We start from the raw sequence: 17,131 nt of genomic DNA on the forward strand, positions 1-17,131 counted from the left end.
GCGCAAGCGACGGAGGTTCCCGTTACGTTCGAGGGATTTGCCCTCTTACCCTAAAACCATTCGATAACCAAGCCGGCGGAAATAGGTCGAACGCAGCCGGCCACGATTCCTGAATCTTTAACAATGCTGCCTAGCGTGGGTCCAACAAAAGAAAAGACCACAGGTGCAGGGGTTTCGGTGTGAGGGGCAAGGCCATAACCATGATCGGCATCGCTGCCGTTTTCGGGGCGATCTCGATTTTTGCCGCGGACTTCTGGGTGAAGAGCCAGGCGAAGGCCAACGTCGAAGAGAAAACGGCGTCGATCTCGGTACCCGAGGCACCCAAGGTCGAGTTCAAGACCATTGTGGTGGCGAACGCGCCGCTGCGTTACGGCATGGAACTCGACCGGGCGCAGCTCATCGAAATCCCGTGGTCGCAGGATTCCGTGCCGCAAGGGGCGTTCACCACCGTTGATGCGTTGCTTGCCGACGGCAACCGCGTGGTGCTGTCGCCGATCGAGGTCAACGAACCGGTGCTGCTCTCCAAACTGTCCGGGCCGAATGGCCGCGCGACGCTTTCCAACATGCTGTCTCCCGGAATGCGGGCGGTGACCATTCGCACCGACGAGATCGCCGGTGTCGGCGGTTTCGTGACGACGGGCGACCGGGTCGACGTCGTGCTGACGCGTGACGCGGGCGAAATCCAGGAAGTGGCCAAGAACGCGCAGGGTGCTGCCGGTTCGACCATCACATCCGAAATCGTCGTCGCCGACGCCAAGGTGCTGAGTGTCGGCCAGGGCGCCGACGAGCGCCAGACCGAACCGCAGATCGCCAATTCCGTGACCATCGAGGTGACGACCGACGGCGCGCAGAAAGTGGCGCTGGCCCGCACCGTTGGCACCTTGTCCTTGTCGCTTCGGTCTTCCAGCGAAGGCGGCGACGGTAAGGACGGCGTCACCACCATTTCATCCTTCGGCGGATCGGTCGCATCCAGCACGGCCGCGGCCGGCTCGCTGTTCGACGCTGTGACGAAGGAGCCGGAGAAGCCGAAGTTCAAGACGATCATCGTGACGCGCGGCACGCAGGCCGAGGAATACCAGGTTCCTTCGCGGGACCAGAAATAGCAGCCAGTGGGGACTGGGCGAGGGACGGGACAATGTTGGGGCTGAACACATATAGGATGACGGGACGGCTGCGCCTTGTGCGGGCCTTGGCAATGGCAGCTTCGCTGGCCGCGGTCGGGATGCTCGGCTTTGGCGCGCCGGCGAAGGCGGGCAATGACATCGTCTATGTCTCGTCGACCAAGAATGCGTCGATCAAGGTTGCCAAGGGCAAGCCGAAGACGATCATGACCAGCGCTGCCTTCTACCAGATCGTCATCGGCGATCCGGAGATCGCCAACGTCAATCCGCTGACCGACAAGTCCTTCTATGTGCTCGGCAACAATCTCGGCACCACAGGCATCGCGTTGTTCGACGAGAACAAGCAGCTTGTCGGCACCGTCGACATAGAGGTGACCCTTGACACCGACCAACTGGCCAGCACCATTCGCGCCAGCGTGCCGGACGCCAACATCAAGGTTGGGTCCGCCAACGGTCGCGTCGTGCTGTCGGGCGAGGCGGATGACGCGGTCGCCGCCGAAAAGGCGAACAAGATCGCGACGCGCTTTTCCGGCAACGAGGAGGTGATCAACTCGGTCAACATCTCGTCGTCGCAGCAGGTTCAGCTCAATGTCCGCTTTGTCGAGATCAACCGCCAGGCCGGGCAGGACCTCGGCGCGAAATACAGCGCCAATTTCGCCTACGGCATCGGCGGACGGGATATCACGATCGACCCTGGCACGGTGCCGGGGGCGGGAACAGGCGAGATCATCGGCAAGCTACTGTCGAATGGCGTTTCGATCGACATCGCCATCAAGGCGCTGGAAGAACGTGGCCTTGCCCGGCGGCTGGCTGAGCCGAACCTGATCGCCCGCTCGGGCCAAACGGCGAGCTTTCTCGCCGGGGGCGAGTTCCCGATCCCGGTCTCCGAGGACAACGGCAAGATCTCGGTCACCTACAAGAAATATGGCGTCAGCCTGGATTTCACGCCGACCGTGCTCAAGGACGGGCTGGTCAGCCTGGACATCGCACCGGAAGTGTCCTCGATCGACGCATCGGCATCCTACAACATCGGCAACATCTCGGTGCCAGGTTTCATCGTGCGCCGCGCCAGGACGTCGGTCGACTTGAAGAACGGCCAGAGCTTCATGATCGCCGGCCTGCTGCAGTCCCAAAACGACATCACCACGTCGCGCATTCCTGGTCTCGGCAAGATGCCAGTGCTTGGCCCGCTGTTTTCCTCGAAATCCTATCAGCGGCGCGAAACCGACCTGGTGATCATCGTCACGCCCTATCTGGTCAAGCCGGTAGACCCGTCGAAAAAGCTCGTCGAGCCGACCGACGGCACGCAGCCGGCCAGCAATGTCGACTACTTTCTCAACAACACCGAGGAAGTGAAGGCGTCCGACGCCAACCGGGCGCTGGCATTGGCCGACGGCCGCGTTGCGCAGCCGGCCGCGGTGACCACGGCCGGGCATTTCCTCGACCTGCCGAAGGATTGAAGCCATGCGTCTGGTTGCGGGACTGTGCATCACCCTGTTGGCTGCCGGCTTCTCCAGCGGCTGCACCAGTGACGACTATGTGCGCAGCGAAGGGGTGACGATGGCTGCAGGCAACGCGCAGGCCTCCAATACCGTCATGCAGATGGTCGATCCGTGGAAATACGGCGTCCAGAACACCAGGCTTCTGGTTCCGGCCCAACGCAGCACTTCCGCGGCAGCCGACCACGCGACCAGCGCCCAGGCTGCACCGTCGACGACAACCGACTGACTATTTGGCGACTGATTATTTGGCGACTGACGTGACAGGCTGACAACAATGGCAAGCGGCATCATGACCAAGAAGATCCTGCTCGTATCCAGTGACAGGACTTTCCTGCAGGACACGCGCACAGCGTTCGCCGCCTCGGAGGTCATCCAGCTTTCGACGGTTGAGAAAAACGTCTCCGAGCTTCGCGGCGAGGTCCAGGAAACCGATTTCGGCGCCCTCATCGTCGACATGGATGCGGCCAGGCTCGAGGAGGTCGAGTCGCTGCAGCGAATCATGCGCCGGCTGGAAGGCCGCGTTCCGGTCGTCGTCGTCACCCAGGAATTCAACGCCGCGGCGGTGCGCATCCTGGTCCAGCTCAAGGTCGCCGATTTCCTGGTCAAGCCGATCACCACCGCCGACCTGGTGCGCTCCGTCATCCGTGCCCTGCAAGGGCCCGGGCGTGAGGAAAACACCGAATCGCAGATCTATACCTTCATGCCGGCCGCCGGCGGTGTCGGCACCACGACACTGGCGCTGCAGACCGCCTTCCAGCTGCATCATTCGGTGACGCGCGGCGCGTCGACCTGCGTGGTCGATCTCAACTTCCAACAAGGCGCCTGCGCCGAATATCTCGACCTCGAACCGCGCTTCGACATCACCGAAATCGAGAACCAGCCCGAGCGCCTCGACCGGCAACTGCTGGATGTGATGCTGTCCAAGCATGCGAGCGGGCTCTGTGTGCTGGCGGCACCGACGCATCCCTCGGAAATGCGTTCGTTCAAGACCGATGTCGTGGTGCGGATGCTCGATCTCGTCTCGGCCTATTTCGACAATGTCGTCATCGACATGCCGCGCACCTGGTTCCCGTGGACCGAGACGGTGCTGCTCGGCTCCAACAAGCTCTACATCGTCGCCGAAATGACGGTGCCGTGCCTGCGCCACACGCAGCGGCTGATCCAGGCGGTCTACGAGACGGCCGGCAAGGAAGTGAAGCCGAACGTCATCGTCAACCGTTTCGAGCAGAAGATGTTCGACAACGGCATCAAGCAGGCGGACGTCCAGGAAATCCTCGGCGAGCATTTCGTCGGCGGCATCTCCAACAACTACCGGCTCGTGCGCGAGGCGGTCGATCGCGGCGTACCGCTGCACGAGATCGACCCGAATGCCAATGTCATCAACGACCTGAAGAAAATCATCCTGCCGGAGGAAGCGGTCGCGTCGCCTGAGAAATCGCGCTCGCTGTTCGGCATCGGCAAGGGATTGCTGAGGAGGAAGGCCGGATGACCAGCCGCTTCTCCACCCTGCAGAACCGTGATGCGCGCCCGCAAAGGCCGGCCGAGGCAGCGCCGGTCGCGCACCACGCCGTGGTCATTCCGACGACCCGCAAGGCCTTGCCGCCAAAAGCGGAAGCCACACCCGGCAAGAGTGCCAACAAGGTGCTCGATGCCCGCGTGCGTATCCATCGGTTGCTGCTCGAGGAGATCAACCTTGTCGCGCTGGAGCGGCTGCCCAAGGATGAGATGCGCCGGCAAGTGCATGATTTCGTGTCGGAAAAGACCCGTCAGGAGCGGATGGCGATCAATACCGCCGAGCTTGACTCGCTGGTCGACGACATCGTCGACGAGATGGTCGGTCTCGGTCCGCTGGAGCCGTTGCTGAAGGATCCCGATATCAACGATATCCTGATCAATGGCCACCAGAACTGCTTCGTCGAAAGGCGCGGCAAGCTGCAGCAGGTCCACATTCCGTTCAAGGATGAGGCGCATCTGCTTCGAATCGTCAACAAGATCGTCGCCGCCGTCGGCCGCCGTGTCGACGAATCCCAGCCGATGGTCGATGCGCGCATGCTGGACGGCTCGCGCTTCAACGCCGCCATTCGCCCGGTCGCGGTCGACGGGCCATTGGTGTCGATCCGCAAGTTTTCCAAGAACAAGCTTGGCCTGCACAAGCTGGTCGAGTTCGGCGCCATCACCCAGAACATGGCCGAAGTGCTGGCCGCGGCCGTGCATGCCCGCAAGACAACGATCATCTCCGGCGGCACCGGCACCGGCAAGACGACGATGCTCAACGCGCTGTCGGCCTTCATTCCGGAAGACGAGCGGCTGATCACCATCGAGGACGCGGCGGAGCTTCAGCTCCAGCAGCCGCACGTCGCCCGCATGGAAACGCGTCCCGCCAACATCGAAGGCCATGGCGAGCTGAAACAGCGCGACCTGGTCAAGAACGCACTGCGCATGCGCCCGGACCGCGTCATCCTTGGCGAGTGCCGCGGCGAGGAAGCTTTCGACATGCTGCAGGCGATGAACACCGGCCATGAAGGCTCGATGGCGACCATCCACGCCAACACGCCGCGCGATTGCATTTCGCGTCTGGAACAGATGCTCGGCATGACCGGCATGCCGATGACGGTACAGTCGATCCGCAGCCAGATCGCCAGCGCGCTCGACCTCATCGTGCAGCTGACCCGCCTGTCCGACGGCAAGCGCAAGGTGACGAGCGTCGCCGAGGTGACCGGCATGGAAGGCGACGTCATCCAGATGCAGGAGATATTCCGCTTCGTGCGCACCGGCATGGAGGCCGACGGCAAGATCCTCGGCTATTACGAGGCGACCGGCATCCGTCCGCGCTTTCTCGAAGATCTGCGCGCCATGGGCATCGAATTTCCAGGCAAGTATTTCGAACCCGGCCGGCCGCAGGAGTAGCCGGTGTTCGAGAATTTCAGCGCCATCTACGTCGTTTACGCGGCAGCAGCACTTACCGGCATCATGATCGCCGAGGGATGCTATCTGCTCTATGCCGGCCGCAGCGACAAGCGCACAGCCATCAACCGGCGCATGAAGTTGCAGGAAAACAAGATCAGCCAGGAACAGGTGCTGATCCAGTTGCGCAAGGAGCGTGGCCTCGAAGCCGGCACGTCGCTGTTTTCACCCGACCGCTTCCGCGCCCTACGCACGCAGTCGGGCATGACCATGCCATTGTCGAAATTCCTGATGATCACCTCCGGCGTGGCGCTGGCAATGACGCTCGCCGCGCTCTGGTACGGCCTGTCGCTGCTGCTCGGGCTTCTGTTGCTTGTCGTTCTGGTGCCACTGCTGCCGGTGATGGCGATGCGTTTCAAGCGCGGCAGCCGGTTGAAGCGGTTCGGCATGCAGTTGCCGGAAGCGCTGGAGCTGATCACGCGCGGCCTGAAGGCCGGCCATCCGGTGCCCGTGGCGATCGCCATGGTGGCGCGTGAAATGGCCGATCCGATCGGTACCGAGTTCGGTGTCATTGCCGACGAGGTGACGTATGGCTCCGATCTGGTTTCGGCGTTGAATTCGCTGTTCGACCGGGTCGGCCACGAGGATTTGCCGTTGTTCGTCACTGCCGTTTCTATCCAGACGAGTTCGGGCGGCAATCTGCGTGAAATCCTCGACGGGCTGTCGACGACGATCCGCGAGCGCGGCAAGCTGCGGCGCAAGGTGCGTGCCATTTCGTCGGAAGGCCGCATGTCGGCCTACATCCTGACGGCGGTGCCGGCGCTGCTGTTTGCCGGCATCATGGTGTTGATGCCGCAATTCTATCGCGACGTTTGGAACGAGCCGAAGACCTGGTACCTGCTTGGCGGCTCGATCACCTGGCTGATGCTGGGCAACGCCATCATGTTCAAAATGTCGAATTTCAGATTCTAGGATGGAACAGGTCATCCGATTCCTCGCCTCGCTTGCTCCGACCTCGCTGATGCCGGTGGCGGTGCTGCTGCTGGCGCTGGGTGGCGGCGCGGTGGTTTGGCCGCTGGTCGTGGCGAAAGGCGACCGCAACGATCTCAAGCGCCGGCTCAAGGTCGAGGACAACAAGGTGGTTGAACGGGCCGAACCGGCACCGAGCAAGAATTCCAGCGTCGTGCGCGAGAAGGCGATGAAGCGGGCGCAGGAATTCTATGCCAAGAGCGACCCTGAGAATGTAGCGCGGTTGCGCATGAAACTCATCCAGGCCGGTTACATGGAACCGCGCGCGGTTGGCATGTTCTTCCTGATCCGTTTTGCCGCCTTTGTCGGCGCCGCGATCGGCGCGTTGCTGGTCAACCAATGGATGGCCAGCGCCGATGCGACCATGACCAGCCGCTGGACCTTCATCATCCTGTCGGGGGCCGCAGGCTATTTCCTGCCCGGTCTGGTGCTGACCCAGAAGATACGGGAAAAGATGCGCCAATACCGCAATGGCTTTCCCGATTTCATGGACCTGATGATCGTCTGCTCCGATGCCGGCATGAGCATGGAAGCCGGCATCGAGCGCGTATCGAAAGAACTCGCCAAGACCTATCCGGCACTCAGCCGGAACCTGCAGCTGGTATCGTTGGAACTCAGGGCGGGCCGCAGCCTCGACGATGCACTCAAGGCGCTTGCCGACCGCCTCAGCCTGGACGAGGTGCGTTCGTTCGCGACGCTCTTGCAGCAGTCGAAGGAACTCGGCACCAGCCTGTCGGGAGCGCTGCGCGTCTTCTCCGACGAAATGCGCCACAAGCGCATGTCGCTTGCCGAGGAGAAGGCGCACGCACTGCCGGCCAAGATGTCGGTGCCGGTGGTGGTCTGCATTTTGCCGGTGGTGCTGATGATCGCCGTCATTCCGATCATCGTCAAAATGACGGTGGCCCATTAGAGTGCCGCGCAATGGCGGCTGGTTAATGCACCCTTTGCGCGAAACCAAATTTTAGGCGCGTTTCGGCACCGAAGTTTAATCGCTCTCCTGTAGCGTGTTTCCTGAAGAACGACCCGGCAAATCGGGCGATTGGGGCAGGGGCATGCGTCACAGAACTCTCTCGGCAATGGCCGCGATTGTGGTTGTCTTGATGGTCAGCGGTTGCACGACGGGCGGCGTCGATTCGACCAAGACCACCGCCATTCCACCAGCGGCAAAAGACGTCAGCACGTCCGACCTGGCGGAAGGCAAGGCACAGTTTCGCGACGCGAACTACGGTCTTGCCGAAAAGCATTTCCGCAAGGCGGTGGAACTCAAGGCCGACGATGCCGAAGCATGGATGGGCCTGGCCGCTTCCTATGACGAGCTCGGCCGCTTCGATTTCGCCGATCGCGCCTATGCCCAGCTTTTGAAAGTCGCCGGGCGCAAGCCGCAGATCATCAACAATATGGGCTATTCACAGCTGCTGCGCGGCAACCGCAAGAAGGCCAGGGCGCTGCTGCTGGAAGCCAAAGCCGGCATGGCCGACGCCACCGTGGTCAATGCCAATCTGGAGCTGCTCAGCAAGGGTTGAGCCTTCATCGGCCATGCGCAGCGGACTCCGCTAGACGAGGACATGACGCTTTGTAAACCTTGTCCGAAGGTTACGTCGAAAGGTCGGTTGAAAACGGTATCTGCGGGCTGTCGCTGACCTACAATGCAGCGTAACCGACGATCCCCAAGAGGCTGCTGATTACGCATGTTGGATTTCAGTTCGCTCCTGCTTGCGGCTGCGCTGTCGGGTACGTGCCTCAGCATCACCATGTTTGCGATCTGGTTCACCGCGCCACGGGCTCGCTTCGTGCTGACGGTAGCGTGCGGCATCCTCGTGCTTGTCGCCCATGTGGTCCTGTTCTGGCACTACACCAGGGATCCCAGTCCCTGGCTTTGCCAGCTTGTGCTTGCGTTCCTCAGCCTGGGTTTTCTGGTCCTCTGCCTGTCGGCCATGCAATATCTGGGCGTACATGACTATGAACGCGTGGTTCTGCCGACCCTGGTTGCGATGGCAGTTTGCGCGGGCACGGCTTACCTCGGCCTTGACGGTGCTGGCTTCATCATCACCTACGCGACAGTGACGGCGCTGCTCGCCGTGATTGGGGTGATGTTCTGGATCAAAGGCGGTGGTCAAGATCGCCGGATTCTGCTGGTCGTTTCGTTGCTGAGCGGAGTCTGCGGGGTGTCCTTCGGACTTTGCGGCGCGGTTCTGCTCGTCAAGGGACAGTGGGTGCTCGGCGTTGCACCCGACAATTGGGCCGAACGGTTGAACTCCGTGGTGGCGGTCGCCTGCATGACCGTACTCGGCGCATTGACGCTCTCGCTCCATCATCTGCAGGCGCAGATCGAATTGAAGGCCGAGACCATGACCGACCCGTTGACGGGGCTGATGAACCGGCGGGCATTCACTTCACTCTATTGGCGATCGCGCCTTCGGTCCGTTCATGTCAGTCGCCATGTTCGACCTCGACCATTTCAAGAAGACCAACGATGTGTACGGCCATCCGGTGGGCGATCAGGTTCTGTGCCGTTTCGCCGCCGTCATCAAGAAATATGACAGGGCCAACGTCGACGCGTTTCGGCTGGGCGGCGAGGAATTCGCGCTGGTCATGACCCGGATAACCGAAGACAAGGCCTATGACCTTGCGAGCAAGTTCAGCGTCAGCTTCGGCACGGAAGTGGTGGCCACTCCGCGGGGTCCGTTGCGCAGCACGGTCAGCGGCGGTATCGGCTTTGGCGAGGCAGGCGGCGCCAGCCTGGACGACGTGCTGGCCGAGGCCGATACGGCACTCTATGCCGCCAAGCGCGCCGGGCGAAATCGCGTCATCGTGCAGAACAAGGCAAGCAAGGCCGACGAGCCGGCCTTGCGTTCTGCCTGAGCCTGATCCGTCCCGATAAAATCGAGACGGGCTCAACTTCTCATTCGACCATGATCTTATCCGAAAACCGGATTCCACTTTTCGGGATCATGGTCTTATTCTGCCGCGCCCAGATATTCCGACAGCGGTGGGCAGGAGCAGACGAGGTTGCGGTCGCCGGCGACATTGTCGATGCGCGACACCGGCGGCCAGTATTTGGCTGATGTGTCTGCATCGCCGGCGGGATAGGCCGCCTCCAGCCGCGAGTAGGGATGGCTCCACTGGCCGGCCAGCGCCTCGGCCGCTGTGTGCGGCGCATTGACCAGCGGGTTGTCGGCCAAGGGCCATTCGCCCTTGGCCACCTTGGCTGCCTCGCCCGCTATCGCGATCATCGCTTCGCAAAAACGGTCCAGTTCCCGCTTGGGCTCGGACTCGGTCGGTTCGACCATCAGCGTGCCGGCCACCGGAAACGACATGGTCGGCGCATGGAACCCATAGTCGATCAGCCGCTTGGCGATGTCGTCGACGCTGATGCCGGCGCTGTCCTTGAGCACGCGGGTGTCGAGGATGCACTCATGTGCGATGCGGTCGTGCCTGCCCTTGTAGAGGAGCGGGAAGTGCGGCGCGAGCCGCGTCGCCACATAGTTGGCCGAGATGATGGCGGTTTCCGTAGCCTGCTTCAGGCCGGAAGCGCCCATCATGCGGATATACATCCAGGTGATCGGCAGGATGGACGCGCTGCCGAACGGTGCGGCCGATACGGCATGCGCCGAGCCCTCGGTGACGTGGCCCGGCAGATATGGCTTCAGGTGAGCCTTGACACCGATCGGGCCGACGCCCGGACCGCCGCCGCCATGCGGGATGCAGAAGGTCTTGTGCAGGTTCATGTGGCAGACGTCGGCGCCGATGTCGCCGGGGCGAGCGAGACCGACCAAGGCGTTGAGGTTGGCGCCGTCGAAATAGACCTGGCCGCCATGCTCGTGGATGAGCGCGCAAAGGTGGCGCGCGCCTTCCTCGTAGACGCCATGCGTCGAGGGATAGGTGAACATCAGCGCCGCGAGATTCTTGGAATGCTCGTTGGCCTTGGCTCTCATATCGTCCATGTCGATATTGCCGTCCTCGCTGCAGCGCACGACGACGACGCTCATGCCCGCCATCGCCGCACTGGCCGGATTGGTGCCATGCGCGGAGGACGGGATCAGGCAAACGGTGCGATGGCTGTCGCCCCGCGAGCGGTGATAGGCGCGGATGGCGAGCAGGCCGGCATATTCGCCCTGGCTGCCGGCATTGGGCTGCAGCGTCACAGCGTCGAAGCCGGTGATTTCCGACAGCCAGCCTTCCAGCTCGCCGATCATGGCGCGGTAGCCGGTCGAGTGGCTGGCCGGCGCAAAGGGATGCAGATTGGCGACGCTCGGCCAACTGACCGGCATCATTTCGGCGGCCGCATTGAGTTTCATGGTGCAGGATCCCAACGGGATCATGGCGCGGTCGAGCGCCAGATCCTTGTCGGCCAGCCGGCGCAGGAAGCGCATCATCTCGGTTTCGGAGTGGTTCTCGTGGAAGACGGGTTGGCTGAGGAACTCCTTGCCGCGCGGCTTGCCAGGCACGGTGCCGGCGCCGGCAGCGCCGGGCTTGGCGCCGAACAGTCCGGCGATCGCTTCCAGATCGGCCTCTGTCGAGGTCTCGTCGAAGCTGATGCTGACATGATCGGCATCGATGATGCGCAACAGGCGGCCGGTCTCTTCTGCCGCGGCAGCGATCGAGCTGGCCTTGCCCTTCACCTCCGCCGTGACCGTGTCGAAGCGGCTTGTGCCCAGTACCGACACGCGGGCGGCCGAGAGGCCGGCAGCCAACTGATTGGCGAGCCCATGGATGCGTCCGGCAATCGCCTGCAGGCCGGCAGGGCCGTGCCAGATGGCATAGGCCGTCGCCATATTGGCGAGCAGCGCCTGCGCGGTGCAGATGTTGGAGGTGGCCTTGTCGCGGCGGATATGCTGTTCGCGAGTCTGCAGGGCAAGCCGGTAGCCCGCTCGACCCTTGCTGTCGGTCGATTGGCCGACGAGGCGGCCGGGCATCAGCCGGGTCAATTTGTCGGTCACGGCGCAATAGGCGGCGTGCGGCCCGCCAAAGCCCATCGGCACGCCGAAGCGCTGCATCGGGCCGACGGCGATGTCGGCGCCAAGCTTCGCCGGTGCCTCGGTCAGTGTCAGGCCGAGCGGATCGGCAATGAAGATGACCAGCGCGCCAGTGGCGCGAGCCTTCTCGATCGCCGCCTTGTGGTCGCCATAGACGCCTGATGTGTCCGGCCAGGAGACGAGCAGCGCGGCTGTGTTGTCGTCGATGGTCTCGCCGTCGATCTCGATGCCGAGCGGTTCGGCACGGGTGCGCACCACGTCCAGGGTCTGCGGATGCGGCTCACCGGCAAACGCGATCTTGATCCGTTTGTCGCGATGATGGCGCAAGGCAATGCCGACGGCTTCGGCCACTGCCGTTGCTTCATCGAGCAGCGAGGCCGACGCCACCGGCAGGCCGGTCAGTTCCGCGACCAGGGTCTGGAAATTGAACAGCATTTCAAGCCGGCCCTGGCTGATCTCTGCCTGGTAGGGCGTGTAGGCCGTGTACCAGGCCGGGTTCTCGAACAGGTTGCGCTGGATGACCGGGGGCACGTCGACGCCGTGGTAACCGGCGCCGATGAAGCTCTTCAGCACCATGTTCTTTGCCATGGTCGCTGACAACTCGGCCAGGGCTTCAGCTTCGCTGGCCGGGGCGGGCAGATTCAGCGGCTCGTCGAGGCGAATCGACCTCGGCACGGCCTGGCTGATCAATGTCTCGACCGAGGGAACGCCGATGGCGGCCAACATGGCTCTGATATCGGTGGTGCTCGGGCCGATGTGGCGGGCCGAGAAGGGGATGGGTGTTGTGCTCATGTCTCTATGTCCTGATATCAGCCGATATGGGCCTGGTATGCGGCCTCATCCATGAGGCCTTCCAACTGGCTCTCATTGGCCAGCTTCATCTTCCACAGCCAGCCGTCACCGGTCGCTGCCGAGTTGACCAGCGACGGGTCCGACGACAGCGCGCCATTGGCCTCGGTGATCTCGCCGTCGACCGGCGCATAGACGTCCGATGCCGCCTTGACGGATTCGACCACCACCGCCGTGTCGCCCTTGGTCAGTTTTTTGCCGAGTTCCGGCAGTTCGACGAAGACGAGATCGCCGAGCTGCTCCTGCGCGTAGTCGGTGATGCCGACAGTGGCGATGCCGCCTTCGACGCGTAGCCATTCATGGTCTTCGGTGAAATAGGTCTTTGCCATCGGACTTATCCTTTGCGGTAGCGATGAGGTGTGAAAGGGAGCGGATTGACGTCGACCGGGATTTTCGTCCCACGAACGTCGGCGAACAGTTTTGTGGCTGGTTTGGCCAGCGGTGTCAGGACATAGCCCATGGCGACCGGATGGCCGGCCGAGGGGCCGAAGCCACCTGAGGTGACATGGCCGGCAGGGTTGCCATCGGCATCGAACAGGGCGGCCCCGCCACGCACGGGCTGGCGGCCTTCGGGCTTCAGGCCGACGCGTTTTTGCGCAGGGCCACTCGCAACAATGGCGCGTAAGGCATCGGCGCCGATGAACGAGCCTGTCGCGCGGATTTCCTTGGGAATCGCCCACATCAGCGCGGCGCTGGCCGGGTCGATTTCCGGCGTGATGTCCAGCCCGTGCAGGCAGAGGCCTGCTTCGAGCCGCAAGCTGTCGCGGGCGGCGAGGCCGACCCACAGCACGCGTTCATCCTGGAGCAATTTCGCGACCAAATCCCGCGCGGCTGCCTCCGGCAGGCCGATCTCGAAACCGTCCTCGCCGGTATAGCCGGAACGGCTCATGAACCAGTTCTTGCGGGACTCGATGCCGTGCATGAACAGCAGCGCGCCGGTCTCGATGCCCGCACGGGAAAGTGCTGCCCAGGCCTCAGGACCCTGAATGGCGAGGAAGACGCGGTCGAGCGCATCGACCTTGGCATCGAAGTCTTTGGCAAGCGCACGCAGGTGCTTTTCGTCGGCTTCGGCATTGCCGGCATTGGCGACGACCATGAAACGCTCGTCGCCGAGCCTGGTGACGATCAGGTCGTCCAGGATGCCGCCTGTTTCATTGAGGAAAAAGGACAGTTTGGACTGTGAGACTTCGAGCGCGCCGGCGTCGAGCGGGCAGGCGCGGTTGAGCAGCGAAACCGCGCCTGGACCGCTGATCTCGAACAGCTTCATGTGGGAGATGTCGAAGAGACCGGCCTGTTCGCGGCTGTGCAGATGCTCCTTCATCACCCCGGCCGGATAGGTCAGCGGCATCGACCAGCCGGCGAAAGCGCCAAAGCGCGCACCGGCAGCCGTGTGCAGATCCTCGAGGGGAAGGTGTCTTGTTGTATCGCCCGTCATGTCATCTCCAGAGTCGCACGCAATCGGCCGCGAATGGCGACCAGTCCGTGCCCCTCTGTCTGAAGCCTGAGAGACTCGCGCCCCGTAACTCTGTCGGCAGCGCTTACACCTTCGGCGCGGGGGCAAGCCCCGACTTTCCAGAGTGTCTTTCCCGTCTACGGTTCTTTTGCCTGAGAGATTTCGGGCGATTTCCCCTTCGGCGGCAGCTCTCGCTGCTCTCTCCCGCAAACAGGTAGGACTCGGTTAGGAGTCCTCGACTCGTCATCCATAGCCCGTGAACGACACCTTGTCACCTGCCAGCGACATCTAAAGCGCGCCGCGCTTTAGATCTTTGTTTTTGATACATGTCGTTCTCCCAAAACCGCTGAACACTTTTGGGCGACATGCATTGGCCGACAAGTCTTCGCTAACCACGCCGTTTGCCGGTTTCTCAAGACACTGCTGATACATTGGGCGGAAATGACGTTTGCGGACGGGGACCAAAAATGGGCGAACTGATCATGAGCGCACCGGTAGCGGGGCTGACTTCGAAGAATCGCATCACGGCCGAGGATGTGGTCATGCTGCGCCGCGAGGTGTTCGGCGACGGCGTGGTGAGCCGCGGCGAGGCCGAGGCGCTGTTTGCGCTCGACGCGACGGCCAAGGACAAATGCGAGGAATGGCCAATATTCTTCGTCGAGGCTGTTGCCGACTACATCGTCCACCAGGAAAAGCCGGCGGGCTATATTTCAGAGGACAATGCCGACTGGCTGATCCGGACGATTTCGCGCGACGGCATGGTCGACAGCCGGACGGAACTCGAGCTGCTTGTGCATGTGCTGGAGAAAGCGAAATCGTCGCCGGGCAGGCTTTCCGCCTATGCGCTGGAGCAGGTCGCCCATGCGGTGATCGATGGCAAGGGACCACTGATGCTTGGCGGCAGCCTGGTTCCCGGATTGATCGCCAAGGCCGAGGTCGATCTGCTGCGCCGCATTCTCTACGCCTATGGCGGCGACGGCAACATTGCCATTACCCGCACCGAGGCCGAAGTGCTGTTCAAGATCAACGAGCGCACCGCGGCGGCCGGCAATGACCCATCCTGGAACGACCTGTTCGTCAAGGCGATCGCCAATTTCGTCATGTGCTCGGCTGGCTACGAGGCGCCGACGCGGGACGTGGCGCTGCGTCGCGACTCCTTCTTCGAGCAGGCCGATCCCGAGATCGGTGGCTTCTTCGGCCGCATGGTGTCTGGCGGGCTCGCCGGCATCATGGAAGCCTATCGTTCGCCGGGCGATATCGAGGCCGAATGGGAATCGAAGAACAAAGCGGCCGAAGCACTGGCCCGCCGCGCCGAAACGATCGATGCTAGCGAGGCGAAGTGGCTGGCCGAGCGCATCGGCGGCGACCGGCCATTGTATGAGAACGAGCGTGCACTGCTGACGCTGATCAAGCACGCCTCGCCGGAAATCCACCCGGCGCTGAAACCGCTGATCGACAAGGTGGCGTAAGGAGCCGAACCGCGATCGCCGGTCTAAGCGCCATTGTCGCGATGGTCGGTGAGATCACGCAAGGCGGTGGTGACCAGCCTTACCAGTTCCGATTGCCGCCGCACGCCTGTCCGGCTGTAAGCCGCCTTGAGATGATAGCGGACCGTGTTCATCGAAATGCCGACTCGTTCGGCATATGCCTGCAGATCCTCATTTGCAGCGATCGCGGCGACAAGGTGGGCGGTGCCCTTCGGCAAGCCAAAGAGGGCGCCGATCGTTTGCGCGTCCGACCGAAGCTTGAGCAGCGGATCATGAATGACGAACATCACCCCGCGCGGCCGCGATTTTCCCTTGTCCACTCCGTGATCGATGAAGAACGGTGCGACCATGATCGTGTAGGCAGGCCTGCCGGCGGCACGGGGTGCTCGCGCGATACCGCCTGCGCCGCCTGACCGCACGTCGTTCTCGAGTTCGGCGAGCCGGTTGCTGGCGGCACGGTTCAAGGCGAAAAGCCGGCCGCCGCGGTCGATCGACAGGCCGTCATTGACGACGGCCATCTTTCGCGCGGCAGCGTTGATGAAGAGGCTGCGCCCATGTTCGTCAAGCGCCACGACGCCGGCCGCGAGCCGGTTGCAGATCTCTGACATGGCGCCGGCAGCCCCCTCGAGCTCGAGGAATCCGCGGCGAAGCTGCAAAGCCCGCGCAAGGTGGGGCATGAGCGCTTCGAGCCTGGCGATGTCCGCATCGTCGAAAGGGTCTCGGTCGGGCGTCCGCTGCAGGCCGACCATGGCAAAACGGCCTTTTGTCGTCGCCAGCGTTCCGCCAAGGCATTCCTCCAGCCCCAATGGCCGGAAAAACTCGTTGAAGAAAACGCCGGGTTTGCGGGTCTCTTCCGGAAGCAGGCGGTAGGTGGGGATGGCTGTGCCGGCAGGCTGTGCCATGAATGCCCTGGGAGCTGGATCAAGCGTGGCGAAATCGCGCTGGTAGCGCTGCATTGCCTCGCCTTTGAACTGGCCGATCGTGGCCTGGGCCGATACTTCCGGCCGCGCTGCGTCGAAATCCAGCAGTATCGCCGTCGTCACATCGAACAGGCTGCCAAGGAGTTCGAGCGAGGCGTCGAACCCGGCCCTGTCGCGCACACCGAGATAGAGGGCGTCGAGGAACTGCGCCTCGCGCTTCTGCATAAAGGTCAAGAGCCCGCCCCACGAGTTCCGGCACAATGCTCCTCGTCGGAGCAGATGCCATGCCCGAATACGAATTTTCGTCGGACACCCCAAGGTCATCGTCGGCGAGAGGCGAGCGCTTGTCAAACGATGCCCCCCTATCCTTTTGGGTAGGGCCTTCGGCCGCCGAAACTGCATTACTGTCGGGCAGGGACGTCCGCTTCTCAGGGAGAACAACACATGACCATGCTTCGTAAGGTTATTGCTCTTGCTTTCGCAGCCGGTATTGGGTCGACAAATCTGACCTTTGCCGATGAAATGACGCCGGAAAAACTGGCCGACGCGCGCACGAAAGTGGAAACCGCCGTCGCGCTTGCCAACATCGCCAAGGCCGACAAAGACGGCGAGGCCATGCTTGTCGCGGCCAGAATGCTGGCCGAGGCCGGCCCGGTGGCCGAACAGGGCACCAAGGTGACGGACGGCAAGCCGACGCTGATGGATGCGGGCAAGATGGCCATCATGGCGAAGGAAATGGGCGCCGACGCCAAGAAGGCCGATGCGGTCGCCAGCACGGCCACTTCGGCCGGCGAAACGTCGCGCGACGGCTATTGGTACTACAGCTGCGATTCCTACAACAATTGCCAATGGATTTACGCCGGTTATTGAGCCGGGGGGCTCACTTGCTA

The 17,131-nt window shown here is 62.7% G+C and carries 16 protein-coding genes and 1 riboswitch; of the genes, 12 read left to right on the plus strand and 4 right to left on the minus strand.

Going from position 1 to position 17,131, the window contains the following annotated elements:
* Positions 1 to 200: 200 nt before the first annotated feature.
* The 10 genes from cpaB to LHFGNBLO_RS21880 all read left to right on the plus strand — a co-directional run bounded on the left by cpaB (position 201) and on the right by LHFGNBLO_RS21880 (position 9,418).
* A complete protein-coding gene (cpaB, locus tag LHFGNBLO_RS21835; protein WP_258601420.1) occupies positions 201 to 1,103 on the plus strand; it encodes a Flp pilus assembly protein CpaB in 903 nt (300 codons plus the stop codon).
* Between the two features lie 92 nt (positions 1,104 to 1,195).
* Positions 1,196 to 2,581, plus strand: a complete 1,386-nt coding sequence (locus tag LHFGNBLO_RS21840; protein ID WP_258601421.1) for a type II and III secretion system protein family protein — start codon at positions 1,196 to 1,198, stop codon at positions 2,579 to 2,581.
* Positions 2,582 to 2,585: 4 nt separating this feature from the next.
* A complete protein-coding gene (locus tag LHFGNBLO_RS21845; RefSeq protein WP_258601422.1) occupies positions 2,586 to 2,849 on the plus strand; it encodes a hypothetical protein in 264 nt (87 codons plus the stop codon).
* A 48-nt stretch (positions 2,850 to 2,897) separates the two neighbouring features.
* Positions 2,898 to 4,112 (plus strand): AAA family ATPase, encoded by a 1,215-nt coding sequence (locus tag LHFGNBLO_RS21850; protein ID WP_319944172.1) that lies wholly within the window; start codon positions 2,898 to 2,900, stop codon positions 4,110 to 4,112.
* Positions 4,109 to 5,530, plus strand: coding sequence for a CpaF family protein (locus LHFGNBLO_RS21855; protein ID WP_258601424.1), 1,422 nt, complete (start codon positions 4,109 to 4,111; stop codon positions 5,528 to 5,530). Before LHFGNBLO_RS21850 ends, LHFGNBLO_RS21855 begins: the two co-directional genes overlap by 4 nt.
* A gap of 3 nt (positions 5,531 to 5,533) precedes the next feature.
* Positions 5,534 to 6,499 (plus strand): type II secretion system F family protein, encoded by a 966-nt coding sequence (locus tag LHFGNBLO_RS21860; RefSeq protein ID WP_258601425.1) that lies wholly within the window; start codon positions 5,534 to 5,536, stop codon positions 6,497 to 6,499.
* 1 nt (position 6,500) lies between these two features.
* Positions 6,501 to 7,466, plus strand: coding sequence for a type II secretion system F family protein (locus tag LHFGNBLO_RS21865; RefSeq protein WP_258601426.1), 966 nt, complete (start codon positions 6,501 to 6,503; stop codon positions 7,464 to 7,466).
* Positions 7,467 to 7,608: 142 nt separating this feature from the next.
* Positions 7,609 to 8,079, plus strand: coding sequence for a hypothetical protein (locus LHFGNBLO_RS21870; protein ID WP_413774641.1), 471 nt, complete (start codon positions 7,609 to 7,611; stop codon positions 8,077 to 8,079).
* Positions 8,080 to 8,244: 165 nt separating this feature from the next.
* The gene (locus LHFGNBLO_RS21875) at positions 8,245 to 9,096 is read left to right on the plus strand and encodes a hypothetical protein (RefSeq protein ID WP_258601427.1); all 852 of its coding nucleotides are present in this window, start codon (positions 8,245 to 8,247) and stop codon (positions 9,094 to 9,096) included.
* Entirely contained in the window at positions 8,996 to 9,418 is a 423-nt protein-coding gene (locus LHFGNBLO_RS21880) for a GGDEF domain-containing protein (protein WP_258601428.1), read from the plus strand. The genes LHFGNBLO_RS21875 and LHFGNBLO_RS21880 overlap by 101 nt, the downstream gene beginning before the upstream one ends.
* 95 nt (positions 9,419 to 9,513) lie before the next feature.
* On the opposite strand, the gene gcvP is transcribed toward LHFGNBLO_RS21880, so the two are convergent.
* Genes gcvP through gcvT form a run of 3 tightly spaced genes read right to left on the minus strand, consistent with a single transcriptional unit; the run spans position 9,514 to position 13,816 of the window.
* Positions 9,514 to 12,324, minus strand: coding sequence for an aminomethyl-transferring glycine dehydrogenase (gene gcvP / locus LHFGNBLO_RS21885; RefSeq protein ID WP_258601429.1), 2,811 nt, complete (start codon positions 12,322 to 12,324; stop codon positions 9,514 to 9,516).
* Between the two features lie 17 nt (positions 12,325 to 12,341).
* Positions 12,342 to 12,710: a glycine cleavage system protein GcvH gene (gene gcvH / locus LHFGNBLO_RS21890; RefSeq protein WP_258601430.1), complete on the minus strand. Its 369-nt coding sequence runs from the start codon at positions 12,708 to 12,710 to the stop codon at positions 12,342 to 12,344.
* 5 nt (positions 12,711 to 12,715) lie between these two features.
* The gene (gene gcvT, locus LHFGNBLO_RS21895; protein ID WP_258601431.1) at positions 12,716 to 13,816 is read right to left on the minus strand and encodes a glycine cleavage system aminomethyltransferase GcvT; all 1,101 of its coding nucleotides are present in this window, start codon (positions 13,814 to 13,816) and stop codon (positions 12,716 to 12,718) included.
* A gap of 148 nt (positions 13,817 to 13,964) precedes the next feature.
* Positions 13,965 to 14,051, minus strand: a riboswitch (glycine riboswitch).
* A gap of 250 nt (positions 14,052 to 14,301) precedes the next feature.
* Here gcvT and LHFGNBLO_RS21900 point away from each other — a divergent pair.
* Positions 14,302 to 15,303: a hypothetical protein gene (locus tag LHFGNBLO_RS21900; RefSeq protein ID WP_258601432.1), complete on the plus strand. Its 1,002-nt coding sequence runs from the start codon at positions 14,302 to 14,304 to the stop codon at positions 15,301 to 15,303.
* Between the two features lie 23 nt (positions 15,304 to 15,326).
* Here the strand turns inward: LHFGNBLO_RS21900 and LHFGNBLO_RS21905 are convergent, their stop codons facing one another.
* On the minus strand, positions 15,327 to 16,475 hold the full coding sequence (locus LHFGNBLO_RS21905; protein ID WP_258601433.1) for a helix-turn-helix transcriptional regulator: 1,149 nt from the start codon (positions 16,473 to 16,475) through the stop codon (positions 15,327 to 15,329).
* 210 nt (positions 16,476 to 16,685) lie between these two features.
* Between LHFGNBLO_RS21905 and LHFGNBLO_RS21910 the strand changes: the two genes are divergently transcribed.
* Positions 16,686 to 17,111: a hypothetical protein gene (locus LHFGNBLO_RS21910; RefSeq protein WP_258601434.1), complete on the plus strand. Its 426-nt coding sequence runs from the start codon at positions 16,686 to 16,688 to the stop codon at positions 17,109 to 17,111.
* Positions 17,112 to 17,131: the final 20 nt, after the last annotated feature.

It is taken from the genome of Mesorhizobium sp. AR10 (assembly GCF_024746795.1).
Classification (GTDB): Bacteria; Pseudomonadota; Alphaproteobacteria; order Rhizobiales; family Rhizobiaceae; genus Mesorhizobium.